The 16,975-nt window shown below is 67.8% G+C and carries 15 protein-coding genes and 1 pseudogene; 2 read left to right on the plus strand and 14 right to left on the minus strand.

The annotated features are described in order from the left end of the window. Nucleotides 1–247: 247 nt before the first annotated feature. The 9 genes and pseudogenes from BES08_RS25015 to BES08_RS25055 all read right to left on the minus strand — a co-directional run bounded on the left by BES08_RS25015 (nt 248) and on the right by BES08_RS25055 (nt 7,829). A pseudogene (locus BES08_RS25015) lies at nt 248–1,505 on the minus strand (NAD(P)/FAD-dependent oxidoreductase). A 25-nt stretch (nt 1,506–1,530) separates the two neighbouring features. Then, nucleotides 1,531–2,532 carry an ABC transporter substrate-binding protein gene (locus tag BES08_RS25020; RefSeq protein WP_083274809.1) on the minus strand — a complete coding sequence of 334 codons (1,002 nt, stop codon included), beginning with the start codon at nt 2,530–2,532 and terminating at the stop codon, nt 1,531–1,533. Continuing rightward, nucleotides 2,529–3,311 carry an SDR family oxidoreductase gene (locus tag BES08_RS25025; protein ID WP_069709604.1) on the minus strand — a complete coding sequence of 261 codons (783 nt, stop codon included), beginning with the start codon at nt 3,309–3,311 and terminating at the stop codon, nt 2,529–2,531. Before BES08_RS25025 ends, BES08_RS25020 begins: the two co-directional genes overlap by 4 nt. Nucleotides 3,312–3,315: 4 nt before the next feature. Beyond that, entirely contained in the window at nt 3,316–4,170 is an 855-nt protein-coding gene (locus BES08_RS25030; protein ID WP_069709605.1) for an alpha/beta fold hydrolase, read from the minus strand. Further along, on the minus strand, nt 4,170–4,724 hold the full coding sequence (locus tag BES08_RS25035; RefSeq protein ID WP_069709606.1) for a cupin domain-containing protein: 555 nt from the start codon (nt 4,722–4,724) through the stop codon (nt 4,170–4,172). Before BES08_RS25035 ends, BES08_RS25030 begins: the two co-directional genes overlap by 1 nt. A 25-nt stretch (nt 4,725–4,749) precedes the next feature. Further along, entirely contained in the window at nt 4,750–5,685 is a 936-nt protein-coding gene (locus BES08_RS25040) for a VOC family protein (RefSeq protein ID WP_069709607.1), read from the minus strand. After that, the gene (locus BES08_RS25045) at nt 5,661–6,461 is read right to left on the minus strand and encodes an IclR family transcriptional regulator (RefSeq protein WP_083274810.1); all 801 of its coding nucleotides are present in this window, start codon (nt 6,459–6,461) and stop codon (nt 5,661–5,663) included. Before BES08_RS25045 ends, BES08_RS25040 begins: the two co-directional genes overlap by 25 nt. Before the next feature lie 4 nt (nt 6,462–6,465). Beyond that, nucleotides 6,466–7,512 carry a Rieske 2Fe-2S domain-containing protein gene (locus BES08_RS25050; RefSeq protein ID WP_069709609.1) on the minus strand — a complete coding sequence of 349 codons (1,047 nt, stop codon included), beginning with the start codon at nt 7,510–7,512 and terminating at the stop codon, nt 6,466–6,468. Then, entirely contained in the window at nt 7,509–7,829 is a 321-nt protein-coding gene (locus BES08_RS25055; protein WP_197524524.1) for a recombinase-like helix-turn-helix domain-containing protein, read from the minus strand. The genes BES08_RS25050 and BES08_RS25055 overlap by 4 nt, the downstream gene beginning before the upstream one ends. Before the next feature lie 183 nt (nt 7,830–8,012). Here BES08_RS25055 and BES08_RS25060 point away from each other — a divergent pair, with 183 nt between their 5' ends. Both BES08_RS25060 and BES08_RS25065 read left to right on the plus strand, forming a co-directional pair. Continuing rightward, the gene (locus BES08_RS25060) at nt 8,013–9,254 is read left to right on the plus strand and encodes an MFS transporter (protein WP_069709611.1); all 1,242 of its coding nucleotides are present in this window, start codon (nt 8,013–8,015) and stop codon (nt 9,252–9,254) included. Continuing rightward, nucleotides 9,251–10,090: an SIR2 family protein gene (locus tag BES08_RS25065; RefSeq protein WP_069710161.1), complete on the plus strand. Its 840-nt coding sequence runs from the start codon at nt 9,251–9,253 to the stop codon at nt 10,088–10,090. Before BES08_RS25060 ends, BES08_RS25065 begins: the two co-directional genes overlap by 4 nt. A gap of 3 nt (nt 10,091–10,093) precedes the next feature. Here BES08_RS25065 and BES08_RS25070 read toward each other — a convergent pair whose 3' ends face one another. From BES08_RS25070 to BES08_RS25090, 5 genes are read right to left on the minus strand one after another with little or no spacing between them, the layout of a single operon-like run. After that, a complete protein-coding gene (locus tag BES08_RS25070; RefSeq protein ID WP_069709612.1) occupies nt 10,094–10,897 on the minus strand; it encodes an IclR family transcriptional regulator in 804 nt (267 codons plus the stop codon). Nucleotides 10,898–10,952: 55 nt separating this feature from the next. After that, nucleotides 10,953–12,434: an aldehyde dehydrogenase gene (locus tag BES08_RS25075; RefSeq protein WP_069709613.1), complete on the minus strand. Its 1,482-nt coding sequence runs from the start codon at nt 12,432–12,434 to the stop codon at nt 10,953–10,955. A 21-nt stretch (nt 12,435–12,455) separates the two neighbouring features. Next, complete coding sequence (locus BES08_RS25080; RefSeq protein WP_069709614.1) at nt 12,456–13,247, minus strand: aspartate dehydrogenase; 792 nt, start codon at nt 13,245–13,247, stop codon at nt 12,456–12,458. A 2-nt stretch (nt 13,248–13,249) separates the two neighbouring features. Beyond that, nucleotides 13,250–14,926, minus strand: a complete 1,677-nt coding sequence (locus tag BES08_RS25085) for a thiamine pyrophosphate-binding protein (RefSeq protein ID WP_231958421.1) — start codon at nt 14,924–14,926, stop codon at nt 13,250–13,252. Nucleotides 14,927–14,930: 4 nt separating this feature from the next. Beyond that, nucleotides 14,931–16,910, minus strand: coding sequence for a glycoside hydrolase family 3 protein (locus BES08_RS25090; RefSeq protein ID WP_069709615.1), 1,980 nt, complete (start codon nt 16,908–16,910; stop codon nt 14,931–14,933). Between the last annotated feature and the right edge of the window lie 65 nt (nt 16,911–16,975).

The raw sequence follows: 16,975 nt of genomic DNA on the forward strand, positions 1-16,975 counted from the left end.
GACACGCGAACCTCCCTATCATCGCGCCGGTGACGGGAGAGGCTGATGGCAGGCAGGATCGGGCAATGGACAGCGCGTCTAACCGGCTTCTCGACGCCGCTTTTCGGGGCGTCGTGGCAAGCGCCCACGGCCGAGCGCGACGTTGCAGCGCAACTGCTTGCGCGGCTCGAAGATCGCCGTGTGCTGTACAGCCCGAGCGAGGCGGAAGTGCCGCATCACTGCGTGCAGTCGGTAATCGACGAATCCTTCAGTCCGCAAAAAGGTCCTTCAACTGCCCGCCCGCGTCGGCAAGGCGCCCCACATCGGGCGTCGCGCCCGCTTCGACCAGCTTGCGGCCCTGCACGTAGTCCTTGACCATGTTCACGCAGTCCAGCGCCACGACCTTGCCCTGCTTGAGGTAGACCACCGAGAAGCTGCGCCCCCTCGACGTCGCCGCGCGTCACCGTCTGGTCGAAGCCCATGTTGATCCCGGCCGTCTGCAGCTTGAGATCATACTGGTTCGACCAGAACCACGGGAACGCCTTGTAGGGCTTCTCGTCCCCGCAGATCGCCTTGGCCACACACGTCGCCATGTCGTTGGCGTTCTGCACCGATTCCACGCGCATCACCGTGCCGCCCGCATAGTCGCAGGCGAAGGCCGCGCAGTCGCCGATCGCGTAGATGTCCGGCAGCGAGGTGCGGCAGAACTCGTCCACGTCCACGCCGTTGGCGCCCGAGGCGCCCGCCAGGATCAGCGGGCCCACGGCAGGGACGATGCCGATGCCGACGATCACCGCCTCGGCGGGGATCACCTCACCATCGACCAGCTTCACGCCCGTTACCCGGTGGCCGTCGCCTTCGAGGCATTCCACCGCAACGCCGGTGCGCAGATCGACGCCGTGATCGCGGTGTTCCTTCTGATAGAATTCGGACAGCTCCTCGCCCGCGACGCGCGCCAGCACGCGCGGCAGGGCTTCGAGCAGGACCACGCTCAGCCCCATCTTCGACAGCACCGCCGCCGCCTCGAGCCCGATGTAACCGCCGCCGATAACGACGATGTTCTTCGTGCCCGCATCGACCTCGGCCATCAGCGTGTCGCAGTCCTCGCGGGTGCGCACCGCGTGGACGCCCGCAAGCTCGGCGCCGCCACACGACAGGCGCCGCGGATCGCCGCCGGTCGCCCAGACCAGCTTGCCGTAGCCGAAGGTCGTGCCGTTCGAGAGCGTCAGTTCCTTCGCCTCGGCGTCCACCTTGGTGACTTCGGTGGAGAGCCTGAAGATCACTTCCTTCTCGGCCCAGAACGTCGGCGGGCGAATGTATAGCCGGTCGAAGGTCTTCTCGCGCGCGAAGTACTCCTTCGAGAGCGGCGGACGCTCGTAAGGATGCTCCGGCTCGCGGCCGATGACGGTGATGGTTCCGGTGAACCCGTTCTGGCGCAGGGCAAGCGCACACTGCGCTCCCCCATGTCCCGCTCCCACAATGACGACGTCGGCTCTGCCCTTACCGTTCGTGTTAAGGCCCGCCACCGTGTCTTGCAAATTGCTTCCCACGTTATCGCCCGACGATCGAGTTTGTGAAATAGTCAGAGGCCGACCGACGACGTATCACCAGCTTGCGTTCCAACAGTTCGCCTTCGGCGGAGCAAACAGTCGCCTCGTTGAAACGCCCCAATAACTTCAGATCACCGTAGACATGTGTGGCGAGCAACCCGAAAATACGCACGATCTCAGCATGGCTATAACCGCTGGAGGGGACTGCAGCTTCATAGCGCATCGCTGCCCCCTCCGGGTCGCGGGCAATCTGCCGGATCACCTGCAGGGTCGCACGCACGAACCTGCGCAGGACCTTCGGCTTCGCCGCGATCGTGGTTTCCGACGCCATGATCGCCTGCGCCATCGCCGGATAGATCGCATCCAGTTCCCGGTAGTCGAGCCTGACGCCCTCGCGTTCGGCCTTCACGCCCCAGTCGACCGTCCCGATGAATCCATCGATGCGGCGCGAACCGAGCGCGGCGATCAGTTCGGCCGGAGGGCGCGCCTGCGTGCTGATCCGCAGGGAGCTTCCGGGCGAGCCCTCCGCCATCTTCTGCACCGCGTAATACGAGGTGTCCTTCAGCGACGGCACATCGATGGCCTTGCCCTCGAAGCTACCCGACGTCTCGAAGCTGTCGTGCCGCGTGACAAGCGTGAGGAAAGAATGCCGGCCCAGCAGCGCGATGCCCTTGACCGGTAGATCCGCCGCGCGCAGCAGGATCGGCGTATCGCCGCTGGCCCCGCCAAGATCGCCCTCGCCGCGCGCCAGAGCCTCGCCGACGTTGAAGCCGCCCGGAACCATGACGAACCGGACGTCCAGCTTTCCGCGGCGGTAGCGCCCCTCCTGCTCCGCCAGCAGGAACGGGGCGAGCACGATCGCCTCCCTGGGCGCGGGCAACAGGTACGTGACCTTGTCAGCGGGCCGGGCAAGCGCAGGCTGCCCGAGAATGGCGGCGGCGGCGAAGGCGAGCGTGCAGAGCGCCCGTCGACGGCTGCGCCTGCCGAGAGCGAAGCCCATCATGCGAACCGCGAAACGCCGCCCGCCACTTCCAGCGCGGCGCCCGTGATGAAGCCCGCAGCAGGAGATGCCAGGAATACGATCGCCGCTGCCGTCTCCTCCGGTTCCCCGAAGCGCTCCAGCGGAATGTGCTTTTCGCGCGCGAGACCGGCGAGCCATTCCTGGTACGTGACGCCCGGAGCCGCCCGCTCCCTGTAGCGGCGCTCCCACTGACCGCTGTTGACGGTGCCGATGAGGATGGAGTTCACCCGCACCTTGGGCGCCAGTTCGACGCTGAGCGACTTGACCAGGTTCTGCACACCGGCCCGCGCAGCGGAAGTGCAGACCATGTGCGGTTCCGGCTGGCGCGCCAGCAGCGAATTGACGACCACGACCGCGCCCGCATCGCTGGCCTGCAGCAACGGCAGGAACGTGCGGGTTGGATGTATCACACTGAAGAACTTGAGTTTCAGTTCCGCGTCCCAGTCCGTGTCGAGCGTGCTGGCGAACGTGCTCAGGCGCGCCTGCCCGGCATTGTTGACGAGAATATCGACCTTGCCGAAGCGACTGACCGTGTTCTCGGCCAGGCGCTGCACGGCCTCGGGATCGAGCACGTCGCAGGCTTCGGCATGGAGATTGTCCCCGCCGCCAAGCTTCGCGACGGCGCTGTCCAGGCGCTCCCGATCACGGCCACAGATCACCACGCTCGCGCCGTCGTCGAGGAAACGGCGTGCGGTGGCGAGGCCGATGCCGGACGATCCGCCGGTGACGACCGCGACGCGGCCTGCGAGACCCAGATCCATAGCTTCAGTTTCCTCTTGCGCGATCGACGGCGGCCAGGACCGGCCGGATCGCCTCGTTGAATTGCTGCGGGCCTTCGGTCGCAAATGCATGACCAAGGCCCGGTATTTCAATGCCTTGCGCGCCCACGAAGGCCTCGGCGATGCGGCGGCAGCCGGCGGGCGGTGTCACCACGTCTTCCCCGCCCCACACCACCATACCGGGCAGCGAGACGCCATCCAGCAAGGCCGGGAGGTCGCTGGCGGCGAGCAGGCGCACCGCCTGTTCGTAGCCGTCCGGGTTCACCGATGCCATCGCGCTGCGCACCAGCGCACGCACTTCGGGCAAGGCCTTGTCGGTGACGAGGCGCATGGCGCGGCGCTCGGCCATGCCTTCGGGGCCAAGCTCGCGAATGTCGGAAATCCGCCGCGAAATGGTCTCCGGGAGGTCCGCGCCCGGCGGCACCGCATAGCCGGTCGCCGGGCTGGCAAGCACCAGCGCCGCCACCCGCGACGGTGCGATCCGGGCCGCCGCCGTCGCCATGATCGCCCCCAGCGACTGCCCGACAAGGATGCACTGAGCGGCACCCAAGTGGTCCATAAGGCGCCACAAGGCCCCGCCATAGTCCCCGGCGACGGGAGCAGCGGCCGGCAAGGGCACGCTGCCGCCGTACCCCGGCGCATTCCAGGCGATCACCCGCCGCTCGGCGGCGAACGCCTCGAACTGCCCCACCCAGCTTCCGGCATTGGAGCCGATGCCGTGCAGCAGGACGAGCGGCGTCCGCGTGCCCTCTCCGGCCTCGCGCCAGCTGAACTCGGCACCTTCGCGCAGCGGGGCAATGGCGTCGAGGCGTGCGGAAAGATCAGGCGGCGCGAGGTCCATTATGCGTCCGCGTTGATCGGCTTGGGACGCTTCACCTGCGAGAGCGGGTGCTCGGGCGGATACGTCGGCGTCTCGGGAACGTTGGTGCCCAGGCACACGATCATCAGCGCTTCCTCGATGCCCTCGTTGACGAGGCCGCGATAGATGCCCGCCGGGACCGAGACGAGATCGCGCTCGCGCACGTAGGTCTCGTAATATTCGTCCTCGGCCTCGAACATCAGCTTCACCTTGTTGCCCTTCAGGATGAAGAACACTTCCTCGACGTCGTCGTGGAGGTGGAGCGGGCCTTCGCAGCCTGCGGGGAGCACCATCGTCGAGAAGGTGAAGTGCTCTGCCGCGACGGTGTTGGTGTCGTTGGCAACGCCGGTGGCGCCGGTGCCGACGTAGCGCATCTGGGCGCGCTTGTACTTGGGATCGAAGTCGGCCTGGAATTTCAGGGCGTTCCAGTCCAGCTTGCGTGTCTCATAGCGCGCCAGGCGGCTGTCGACCCATTCGGCGAGGGTCTTGCCCTCGGGCACGATCTTGTTGCGCGCGGGCGCTGCGGTGTCTTCCATCACTGTTCCTCCTGAGATTTCGAGATCAGGCGCCGCGTGCCTGGCGCCGTGTATTGCCGTCAATGCCGCCCGCGATGGCCCATTCGGCGAACAGTTCGGGCCTCCGCTCGAACTCGCTGGGCACCCAGTCGGCGGTGCAGTAGTCGTCGTCGGCGTAGAACTCCCACGAGCCGCCCATCGGGCTGCGGAAGTACCAGAAATAGGCCGACGAGATCGGATGGCGGCCCGGACCGATATCGGTGGTCCAGGCCTTCGCGCTCATCGACAGGCCGCTGCCGAAGACCTCGTGGATGTTGCCCACGGTGAAGGCCACGTGGTTGACGCCGGGCTTGCCGGGACGACGCAGCACGAAGGCATCGTGGTGCGGCCCGGGCGTGCGGCAGCGCAGGAACGCGGCGTGGCCGGGGTAGCTGTCGCTGACCACGAAGCCGAGGCGCCTGGTGAAGAAATCCAGCGTCGCGTCAAGGTCATCGATGAACAACACGACATGGCCGATGCCGATCGGCGCGGGCCTGGTGTAGACCGTCGAGCGGCTGTCCACGCGATTGGCGCGGCCGGGGCCGTTGACCAACTGCACATCCGCTACCGCTTCGCCGCGCTGGCGCACACGGAAGCGGTGGGTGAAGCCGGTGGGATCCTTGATGCTGAGCAGGCCATCGGCGTCCGGCGCGGCATCGCTGCCAAGACGCAGCGCCAGCGCGGCAAGTGCAGCCTCGTCGGTCACGCCCCAGGTGACGGCGCGCAAGCTGGCGCCCTCTTCCACGCCGGGTGCCAGGGCCGGATCGTCGCAGTGGCGCACTTCGACTTCGGCGCCGTCACGGGTGACGTAGCGCAGGCAGGCGGAATCGCTGCCCGCGTCGGTCAGGCCCCAATCGCCGAGGAAACGCGTGGCTTCGGCAAGGTCGGTGGTCGAAAACTGGACCGCTTCGATGCCGGTCAGGCTGCTGTCGTGGAGGGCCATGCCCGTTCTCCATTGGAATTGACGAACGCTGCAGGCGATCCGCCCATCAGCGCAGAAATGGTATCGGCCGCCTCGATCACCGCGGCGCGCACGCGCACCGCCTCGGCGGCGCTGGCGCCCGCGCGGGTGGCGTTGATCGCGGCGGCAATGCTGTCACCGCGCTCGCGCACCGGCGCGGCGACGACGGCGAGGCCGGTCTCGTAATAGCCGTCGCTGGCCAGGCACCCGGCGGCGCGGTCCCGTTCAAGCTGCTCCAGCAAGGCCTGCAGCGAGGAAGGCACCGCATCGCCGCGATCGCCGAAGACATGGGCTTCGTAAAGCGCCGCAACGTCCGCGCCGGCCAGCCCGGCCAGCAGCACGCGCCCCATCAGGGTCGCGTGGGCGGGCAGCGTGGCGCCGACCGAGACGTTCTCGGTCACCGCGCCCTCGCCCCGGCAGCGCACGAGGTAGAGGATCGAGGCGCCCTGCCGAACCGCCAGGTTGGTGGTCCAGCCGGTGCTCGCGCTCAGCGCTTCCAGCACCGGCCGCGCCAGCGCGACGACATCCTGCGAGGCGAGGAATTCGTGCCCCAGCAGCAACACCCCGGCGTCGAGCGCATAGCGCCCGTCGCCGTCGCGCCGCAGCAGCCCCATGTCGACCATCTCGGCCAGCAGCCGGTGCAGGCTGGAGCGCGGGATGCCGAGCGCCGCGCCGAGATCGGCGGCGCCCAGCCGGGGCCGCTCGCGCCCGAACTGGCGCAGCACCCTGACCCCGCGTTCCAGGGAGGACTCGGGCATGGGCTCAGGCCCGCTCGTGCTCGCAGGCAGGCTCGGACGCGCTCGCGACTTCGGCCGCCGCCAGCTGGTCGAGCATGCGGCGCAGGCGCACGATGCCCCCGTCGTGGGCGTAGAGCGCTTCCTGTTCGCGGGCCTTGTCGTCCATGCCTTCGAGGATCAGGCGATCCTGCTCCAGCACGTCCCAGTGCAGCGATTCCAGACGCGCACGGTAGAGGAACTTCCACGCATTGCGCGACCAGCCCTGTACCTTGCGGCAGCGCCAGAAGAACACGCGGCAGCTGGTCTCGTCCACCGGCACGACCATGCCGACGATGCCGAACGAGCCGCCCGGCCCTGCCGACTTGCCATAGGGGATCGACAGGCGCAGCCACAGCGCGCCGGTAACGCCCACTTCGGTCCAGTCGAAGTTGACGCCGGTCTGGTTGGTCTTCTCGAAGACGAAACCGGACTCGGTGTCGCGCGCGCGCATGGTCGCGGTCTTGTCGCCTTCGGCCATCGAATGGCTCTGGGCGTGCAGGTACGCGCCGTGCATCGGGTCCATGACGTTGTCGACGGCATAGCGCCAGTTGCACTTCCAGTGCGCGGTGCACAGGATGTCGGCCCATTCGCCGCCGGAGATTTCCTCAGGCAGTTCGAGCGGCGCAGGCTCACCCTCGCCGAACCAGACGAAGATCGCGCCTGCGCGTTCCACTGCCGGGAAGGCACGGTTGAGCTGGCGGCCCTTCATCACGCACTTGGCGAGCGCGGGAATGTCCTCGATCCGACCTTCGCCGTTCACTTCGACGCCGTGGTACCAGCAGGCGACGCGGTCGCCCAGGTTCCAGCCCATCGACAGCCGCGCGCCGCGATGCGGGCAGCGGTCGTCGATCGCCTTCACGCCGCCGTCGGCGTCGCGCCATAGGACGATGCGCTGCGACAGGCGGGTCAGGCCCAGCGGCGCCTGTTGGAGCATCCAGCTGGGCGCGACGGGATACCACATCTCGCGCAGGCCTTCGTTAAGGCGCTGGCCTGCGGTGATGGGGCTCGCTGCGATCTTGGCGGGAGCGTTCATGCGGCGATGCCTCCGGAAACGGGCTGGAAGAGCGCCTGGCCGAGACGATCGAGTTCGGCATCGAGCGTCGGCTCGGTCCACGCGGCGCCGTCAGGCGCGCGGCTGCCGCCGGCATTGAGCGCGGCGACGAGTTCGGGAAACTCGAACGCGCCGGCATCGAACGCGGCGGTCAGGGCCTGCGACAGCGCCTGCTCGAACGGATCGAGCGGACCGCCGCGCGTCTGGAAGACGAAGTTGTCAACCTGATCGGGCTCTTCGATGAAGCGACCGCCGCCCTTGGCGTCGCCGGTTTCGGCGAGATAGAGATTGTACCGCATCGCGACCCTCATGTTTGATATACGAACCATTGTCTACGATATGGGATTGGTGCCGCAACGAAGCCTACCTGTCAAGCGGGGCTGATTGCGTCCGGTTTCGAGACTCCGATTTCGGGCTTTGCAAGGCGATATGTTTGACATAGGAATAATCCGTCTCAATTATGATACATGAGGGCCGCATCCATGACATCTGACGGCTCCGCACTTGCGGAATCGAACCTGGGCTATCCCGGCTGGCGCGTGCTCGCCGCCGCGGTGATCGGCCTCGCCTTCAGCCCCGGCCCGATGATCTTCGGCACTTTCGGCCTGTTCGCCCCGCATTTCGTATCCGAACACGGCTGGAGCCGCGGCGCGATCATGCTGGCGCTGACCTTCTTCAACGTCGCAGGCGTGCTCGTCTCGCCGCTGACGGGATCGCTGCTCGACCGGCATGGCGTGCGCCGCCTGCTTTTCCCGGCAATGATCGCGCTGGCCCTCGGGTTCCCGGCGCTCGCCTATCTGGCGGGAAGCCTGCCGCTGCTGTACGCCGTGACCTTCGCATGGGGTGCAACGACGGTGGCGACTCAGAGCATCAGCTATTCCAAGCTCATCACCGGCTGGTTCGTGCAGCATCGCGGCCTTGCCATCGGCATCGCGGCAGCGGGCCTCGGCGTCGGCTACGTGGTGATGCCGCTGATCGCGGGCGCCCTGCTCTCGGCTCTCGACTGGCGCGTCGCGCTCTCGGCGCTGGCGCTGCTGGTGATGACGGTGCCATTCTTCTGCAACCTGGCGCTGGCACGTCCGGCTGCCGTGACCGCCACCCTCGCCTCCACCACCGCCGTCGCCGGCCTGACGCTGGCGGAAGCGCGCCGCACCCGCGAATTCGCGCTGATGGCGGCAGCGATCCTGCTCGCCTCGGTGGCGCTCACCGGGATCGTGCCGCATATCTCGCTGCTGGCGCTCGACCACGGGCTCAGCACCGGGCAGGCCGCCGCCGTCGCCTCGGCCTACGGCCTCTCGACGATCGCGGGCCGCGTGCTGGTGGGCTGGCTGGCGGACCACTTCCCGGTGCCGCGCGTCGCCATCGCCTTCTTCGCCTGCTCGGCGCTGGGCTTCGTGCTGGCGGTGAGCGTGGGCGCGCATGCGGGTATGGGGTTGCTGGTCATGGTGGCACTCACGATCGGCCTCGGCTTCGGCGCGGAGAGCGACGTCATCGCCCTGTTCATCAGCCGCTACTTCGGCCAGCGCGCCTTCGCGGCGATCTACGGCTACCTGCTGGCGGCGTTCCTCGTCGGCTCGTCGATCGGCCCGGCGCTGTTCGGCTTCGTACGCGACGCCAGCGGCGGCTACGGCGCCGTGATGACCATCGCCACCGGCCTGATGGCAGCGGCCTGTTGCGCGCTGGCGCTGCTGCCGGTGACGAAGCGCGAGCCGGTACCGGCATGATCGTCGCCAGCTTCGAGGAGCTTGCGGCGGCGGTGCGGGACCGGCGCGTCCTGCTGTTCGCCGGCGCCGGCCTTTCGATGAGCGTCGGCCTGCCTTCGTGGCACGAGCTGATAGACCACATGAAGCGCGAACTCGGGCTGGAGGACATGCCGCACCAGTCCGGCTGGTCCTACCAGACTCTATCGGAATACTACCGCCTCAAGAACGGCAGCATCGGCCCTTTGCGCAGCTGGATGGACCGCACCTGGTCGGTCTGCAGCGACAAGGTGCGGGAATCGGAAATCCACGAGATCATCGTCGATCTCGATTTCCCGCTGGTCTACACCACCAACTACGACAACAACCTTGAGATCGCCTATCAGGCGCACGCGCGCGAGTTCGTCAAGGTCGCCAACACCAGCGACATCGTCAACGCCGAGCGGGGCCTGCCGCAGATCATCAAATTCCACGGCGACTTCGACGATGACGAATCGCTGGTCCTGGCCGAAACCGACTACTTCCGCCGCCTCGCGTTCGACTCCCCGCTCGACATCAAGTTCAAGGCCGACGCGATGGGCCGCACGCTGCTGTTCCTGGGCTACAGCATGTCGGACCTCAACATCCGCATGCTGCTCTACCGGCTGTGGCAGATGTGGCAGGAATCGGGGCGCGAGCGCGATCGGCCGCCGTCCTTTGTGTTCTCACCCAAGCAGGACCCGGTGCAGCAGATGGTGCTGAGCCAGTGGGGTATCCGCGTGCTGCACGAAACGGCGGACGATCCTTCGGCCGCCACGCTCAAGTTCCTGCGGCGCCTGCGCGACGCGGTGAGGAACGGGGTCGGTGCGGAGCTGAAGTAGCCCTCACATCCCTGCCCGGTACCCCAGCCCGCGCGAAATCTCCATGCCCGCGCGCTCCACTTGCGTGGAGATGCGGCCCTCAAACGTCTCGCGATCAAAAGTGTTGATCGGGCAGCTGATCGAGATCGCTGCCGCCACTTCGCCCGAGGCGTCATAGACCGGCACCGCAACACTGGCGACGTTGCTGTCGTAGAACCCCCAGCTCACCACCGTCCCGCGCTTGCGGTCGCCTTCGACGAGGCTGACGAGATCGCCCATGCTGTCGGGTGTGGCGTCGGTGTACTTGGTGAACTCGAAGCTCTCGTAGAGTGCCACGACTTCCGACAGGCTCATGTTCGCCAGCAGGACGCGGCCCGGCGCGGTGGCGTGCGCGGGCAGGCGCGAGCCGACGGTGACGGCGCTGATGAGGCTGGTGTTGCCCTGGAACCGCGCGATGTAGACCGCGTCGCGCCCTTCGCGCACCACCAGATGCGTCGAAGTGCCAGTGTCGTCGCGCAGGTGCGCAAGGATTGGGTTGGCGACTTCGATCAGATCCTTCCCCGCGAGGAAGCTGTAGCCGAGTTCCAGCACCCGGCTGCCCAGCTGGTAACGCTTGCCGTCCGCGATGCGCCGCAGATAGCCTGCATATTCAAGCGTATAGACCAGCCGGAACGCGGTCGAGCGGGTCGCGCCGATCTGGCGCGCCACTTCGGCGACGGTCTGTTCCTGTCGTTCGCGGGTAAAACTTTGCAGAACCTGCAGACCCCTGACGAGGCCGGGCACGATGTAGCGCTCGTCGATATCCGGCGAAGTTTCGGGATGGGTCATCGTGTCTCGACTACTAAACAGGAGCCGAAGTCTTTGACTGGCAATTACCCCTGGATCAACCCCAGCCTATGGGTTCTTCGGACATTCCCCAGTAAATCGCTTTCTGGTTCATGTAGGCCTGAATCCAGTGCCGCCCCTTCTCACGGCCGAGGCCGCTGTCCTTCACGCCGCCGAACGGCGTGGAGGAGCTGAACTGCTTGTAGGTATTGATCCAGACCGTGCCTGCCTCGATCCGGCGCGCGATGCGCCAGGCGGCCTTGTAGTCGCGTGTCCAGATGCCGCAGGCGAGGCCGTATTCGTTGTCGTTGGCCTGCGCGACGAGGTCTTCCTCGTCCCGCCACGACAGGACCGCCAGCACCGGGCCGAACACTTCCTCGCGGCAGATGGTGTCGGTGTTGGTCACGGTGTCGAGGATCGTCGGCGGATACCACGCGCCCTCGGCGAATTCGCCTTGCGGCACTTCGCCGCCGCACAGCACGCGCGCGCCCGCCGCCACGGCGGCATCGACCATCGCGGCGACATGGTCGCGGTGGCGGTGGTGGATCATCGGCGCCATCTGCGTGCCCGGCGCATCGCCCCGGCCCATGCGCAGCGCCTTCGCGCGCTCAACCAGGCGGCTGACGAACTCCTCGCGGATGCTTTCATGCACGAACAGGCGCGAACCCGCGATGCACGACTGCCCGGTGGAGCTGAACACGCCGTAGAGCACGCCCGCGATCGCCTCCTCGATGTCGGCATCGGGGAAGACGATGGTGGGCGACTTGCCGCCCAGTTCGAGCGAGACCGGCATCAGCTTGCTCGCCGCGATTTCCGCGATGCGCACGCCGGTGACGGTGCCGCCGGTGAAGGAGACCTTCTTGACGAGCGGGTGGCGCACCAGCGCATCGCCGATCACCCGGCCCGGCCCCGGCAGGACCGAGAGCAGCCCCTTGGGTAGACCGGCGCGGTAGGCCAGCCGCGCGAAGAACAGCGAGACCAGCGGCGTCCATTCGGCGGGCTTGAGGATCACGGCATTCCCCGCCGCCAGCGCGGGTGCGACCTTCTGGGCGTCGCTGGCGATCGGGGAATTCCACGGCGTGATGGCAGCCACCACGCCAAGCGGTTCGTGCACGGACATCGTCACCCACGGCCCGCGCGAGGGCGTCAGGTCCTCGTCGAGCGTCTCGAGCGTCGATGCGACATAGCGGAAGGTGCCCGCCGCCGACATCGCGAGGGCGCGGGTTTCGGTCAGGGTCTTGCCGGTGTCGCGGGTCTGCAGCGCGGCGATCGCGTCGGCATGGGCCTCGATCATGTCGCCGATGCGGTAGAGCACGCGGGCGCGCTCATGGGCCTTGAGATTACGCCACGCCGGATCGGCCATGGCAGCCTGCCCCATCGCCACCGCGTCCTCGACATTGTCCAATCCGGCGATGCCGTAATCGGCGACCAGCGTGCCGTCGGTCGGATCGATGCTGCGCGCGGTGCCGCCGCTGCCCGGCCCGAACAGGCCGCCCACGCAGATTTCGGAAAAGTCGACGTCGGAAAGCAGCTGGGTCATGGCCAAAGTCCTGACAAGTTCTCAGATAACGATCGGTGCTGCCATGCCGTGAAGCAGGCGCACGATGCTGTGCGCAGTCAGCGCGGAAGTCTTGGGGTTGGCCGCAGAGGGCGCACCGGCGATGCGGACTTCGAAGGAGCCGTCGGCGCCTTCGAAGCTCAGCTCGTGGACATTGGTGGCGATCGTCGGATCGGCAACCAGTTCCACCTCGGTACGGTCGAAGCCGATGCCTGCCAGCGCCACGGTGGCCGCGACGTTGGAGTTCTTCGGGTACGTCAGCGCGGCTTCGCGCGCATCGCCCCGGAAGAACACGGCAGGTTCGATCAGCGCGGCGAGGTCGAGGAGATCTTCGGCAGGCGTACCGCGCCATGCCAGCGCAGGCTTGCGACCGGTGTAGCGCACACGCTCCAGCCCGCCCAGACGCGCAGCGGAAAGCCCCTCGATCCCGGCCATCGCGCCCGACGCGAGGACGAGCTGTACGCCGCCTTCCTCGGCCGCTGCGGACAGTGTCTCCGCGAGCGCCGGATCGGCCAGCGCGCCAGTGGAGACGATCATCAGGGACAGTCCGGCCCGCAGCACGTCGGCACCATAGGCGCGCACCGCCTCGTGCCCCGCGCACTCAACGATGACGTCGGGGGCGCGGGCCAGCAGGTCGGCCACGGTCTCGACGCGCAGCGCCTCGTCCAGCCCCTCGCGCGGGCAGCGCGCGAGGATGCCGACGATCGGCGCGGCCCCGCCCAGCGCCTTGCGCACGGCGCGCGAAATGCCGCCGTCGCCGATCAGGCCGATGCGCGGGGGTGCGATGCTCGCCATGCTCAGTCCTTGCGCGGCGGGCCGGCGAAGGCCTGCGGGTAGGCGCCGATCGCGAGCATGTCGATTTCGACGATGGCGGCGCCCGGCGTTGCGCGCGCGCGGTCGAGCGCGGCGCCGACTTCGGCGATGTCGCTCACCTTCTCATGGCGCAGGCCGATCGAGGCGGCGACCATCGCGAAGTCCGGCACGCGGATGTTCGAGTAGTGGCGGCGGCCGCCGTACTCCACGTCCTGGATATTGCGGATCACGCCGTAGCCCTTGTCGTTCATCAGCACGAGGGTCACGTCGGGGTCTTCCTCGGCCAGCGTGGCGAGTTCGCCGAGGCACAGGGTCAGGCCGCCGTCGCCGCTCAGCGCATAGGCGCCGCCGGGCGTGCCGAAGGCCGCGCCGATCGCCATCGGCAGGCCCTGCCCGATGCCGCCGCCGACGGCATGGACGCCTGCACGGGTGTTGCCGACCTGCAGGAAGCGGTTGCCCCACATCGAGTTGGAGATCGTCACGTCGCGGACCCATGCCGCATCGGCGGGGAGACGGGCCTGGATCTCGTCGACGAGGCGGTCGTAGGCGCCCAGGCTCTTGCGCATGGCGGCGTGCATCACGTCGCGCGCGGCGCGGATGGTCTCACCCCATGCGGCGTCGTAGGTCTTGTCGTCCAGCGCCTCGAGCAGGCCCGCGAAAGTCGCCTTGACGTCGCCGTGGATGAACAGGTCGTTGGCGTAGCTGCGGCCGTCCGAGGTCTCGTCGGCGTCGATCACCGCGACCTTGGCGGGCAGGCGCAGCTTGTAGATCCACGTCTCGTTGCCGCGCAGACGCGAACCGGCGACGATCATCAGGTCGGCCTCGTCGTAGAGCGCCTGCACTTCCTTCGTGCAGTTGAACGCGCCCAGCGAGATGGCGTGCGTCTCGGCGACGACGCCTCGACCGTTGGTGGAAGTGACGATGGCGATGCCCTTGTCGGCCAGCGCGGTCGCTTCGGCCTCGGCGCCGCGTGCACCCCCGCCCAGCAGGATCACCGGCTTCTTCGCGGCCGCGAGCATGCCCGCCAGCGCGGCGACCTTTGCCGCATCGGTGGCGGGGCGCCTGGGCGAGAGTTCAGGCAGCACGGCGGGCATCGGCATGGCTGCAGCCTGCACGTCCACCGGAATTTCGATCGAAACCGGGCCGGTGGGCGCCGACAGCGCGGCTTCGGCGGCGGCGCGCATCGTCTCGATCACCTGATCGGGCGAGGTGATGCGGAAGGCGGCCTTCGACACCGCGCCCAGCATCTGCATCTGCGCGGGCGCCTCGTGGATGTAGGCGCGGTTGAGGTCGAGGTGCTCCAGTTCGACCTGCCCGGTGATGTGCATGACGGGCGAGCCCGCCGTCAGCGCCTCGACCATCGCACCCGCCGCGTTGCCCGCTGCGGTGCCGGTGCTGGTGAACGCGACGCCCAGGTTGCCGGTGACGCGCGCATGCGCGTCGGCCATGTTGAGCGCGCCGGCCTCGCCCCGCGCGGAGATGTAGCGGATCGCGCCCTGCTCGCCCAGCGGGTCGAGGATCGGCATGTTGTGGATGCTGATGACGCCGAAGACGTGGCTGACGCCCCAGTGCGCCAGCAGCTGCGCGATCAGGGCGCCAACGGTGGTCTGCGTCTCGGTGGTCGCTGCGGTCTGCGTCATTGGGGTGTCGATCACTTCCATGGTGTCAGTTTTTCCGGGGAGGATAGGAAAGGCCGAAGCCGAACGGGTACGCGGTAGCCGCGAAATCGAAGGGCACGTCCTCGGCCTGCTGCTCGACGGAGGCAGCGTCGGCGGGGAGCGCGAAGGGCAGCTTGCCCGTGGGATTGAAAGCGCCCGTAAGCACATCTGCGAGCGCGTCGTCGCCCGAACCGAAGGTGGCGATCATGCCGGGCACGGTGTCGATGAATTCGGCAAGGACGGCAGGACGCTCCATGCTCATGACCACGACGACCGGTTTGCCGGTGGCGACGGCCTTGCGGATCATCGCCAGCTCATCGGCATTGTCGGCGCCCGCGAAGACGGGGGTGCCTTCATGGGTGCGCACGAAGAAGGCCTGCCCGGTTTTGTTGTCGGCATAAGGCGCGTTGACCTTGACGACGATGACGTCGGCCATGGCAGCATCGGTCACGCTGCCCGCCAGCGCCGTGGGCGTCGCGGCGAAGCCTTCCAGCGCCACCTTCTTGCCGGGCGCCAGCGGCAGGACGCCGCCCGCGTTCTTGAGCAGGACGATGGACTTGCGCTGTGCCAGCTCGCCCTCGGCCACGTATTCGGGCGCCTTGACCACGCGCAGCGCAGCTTCGGGATCGACGTAGGGGTTCTCGAAAAGCCCCATCGCGAACATCGGTTCGAGCACGCGCTGCACCGAGACGTCGATGCGCTTTTCGGTCAGCTTGCCCTGCCTGACGAGGTCGATGATGTACGAGGTCTCGTGCTCGCCGCCGAGCTGGTCCATCCCCGCCCAGACCATGCGCCGCTCGCGTTCGATCTTCGGCTCGTCTTCCAGACCCCAGGGCTGGGCATGCATCCAGTCGGTGATGGCCACGCCCTTGAAGTGCATCTTGGTACGCAGCAGGTCGGTCATAACCTTGCGCGAGAAACTGGAGGCGACGGTGTCGGTCCAGGTCGGGATGCCGTAGCTGCCCATCGCGAAGGCCACGCCTGCGCGGAACGACGGCGCGAACGCTTCGTAGTGCAGCTTTTGCAGCTTGCCGGGATAGACTAGCCTCTTGCCATAGGGATTGTGCGGATCGAGGCCGTGCTCCACCGGGCCGTCGCCGGGGAAGTGCTTGACCGTCGCCATGATCCCATCGGGGCCCAGCTTCGTGCCCTGCGCGCCCAGGATGAACTGCGCGGCGAGTTCGCCGTTCAGCTTCGCATCCTCGCCGAAGGTGCCAGGAATGCGATTCCAGCGCGGCTCGCTGACCACGTCGGCCATCGGGTTGAGGATCATGCGAAAGCCCATCGCGCGCAGTTCAGCGGAGGCGACTTCGCCGAAACGATGCGTCAGCGCCGGGTCGCGCGCCGCGCCGAGCCCGATTTGGTCGGGCCAGCTGGAGGTGATCTTCACGCGGTCCGGCGGCGGCAGCGCGCCGCCCGGCAGGCGGTTGGTGGTGTGGATCGGGTCGGCGCTGAACACGATCGGCACGCCCAGGCGCGCGCTTTCGGCCATCTCCTGCAGCGCATTGGCCCAGCGCGCGGCATCGGCGGGCGAACCGCCCGGCGAGGTCATGATATAGCGCACATGGCGATTGAGAATGAGATCGCGGGGGCTCGGCTTGTCGGCGCGATCGAAGCCGGGCACGCCCGTCACGTTGACCGGCGGTTTGAGCGCGCCGGGAGGCGGCGGAGCCAATTGGTCGAGCACGGTGCCCCCCGCGCCGAAATAGCCCGAATTCACCGCATGCATCATCATGCCCGCCTTTTCGGGCACAGTCATGCGCGCGGTCAGATCCTTCGCGCGCTTCGCCGCGGGCAGCCGCCAGTCCTCGTAAGGATCGAGGCGGCCGTTGCGGTCGAGGTCGCGAAAACGCAGGCCGTCCACCGTCAGCACCGGCGCGGATCGGGTGCCGATCTCGGGCTGCTGCGCCTTGCCCTCGCGCGCCGCCGCCGGATGGGCGGCCAGCGTGGCGAGAGACAGGGCGAGGATGGACGTCATGCGCGGCATCGGTGATCTCCTAAGGTAAGGAAAGAAGGGGACGCGGCAGTTGGGAGGAGGATGGGTAGGCGCCG

Origin of the sequence: Novosphingobium resinovorum (genome assembly GCF_001742225.1) — a bacterium.
Classification (GTDB): domain Bacteria; phylum Pseudomonadota; class Alphaproteobacteria; order Sphingomonadales; family Sphingomonadaceae; genus Novosphingobium; species Novosphingobium resinovorum_A.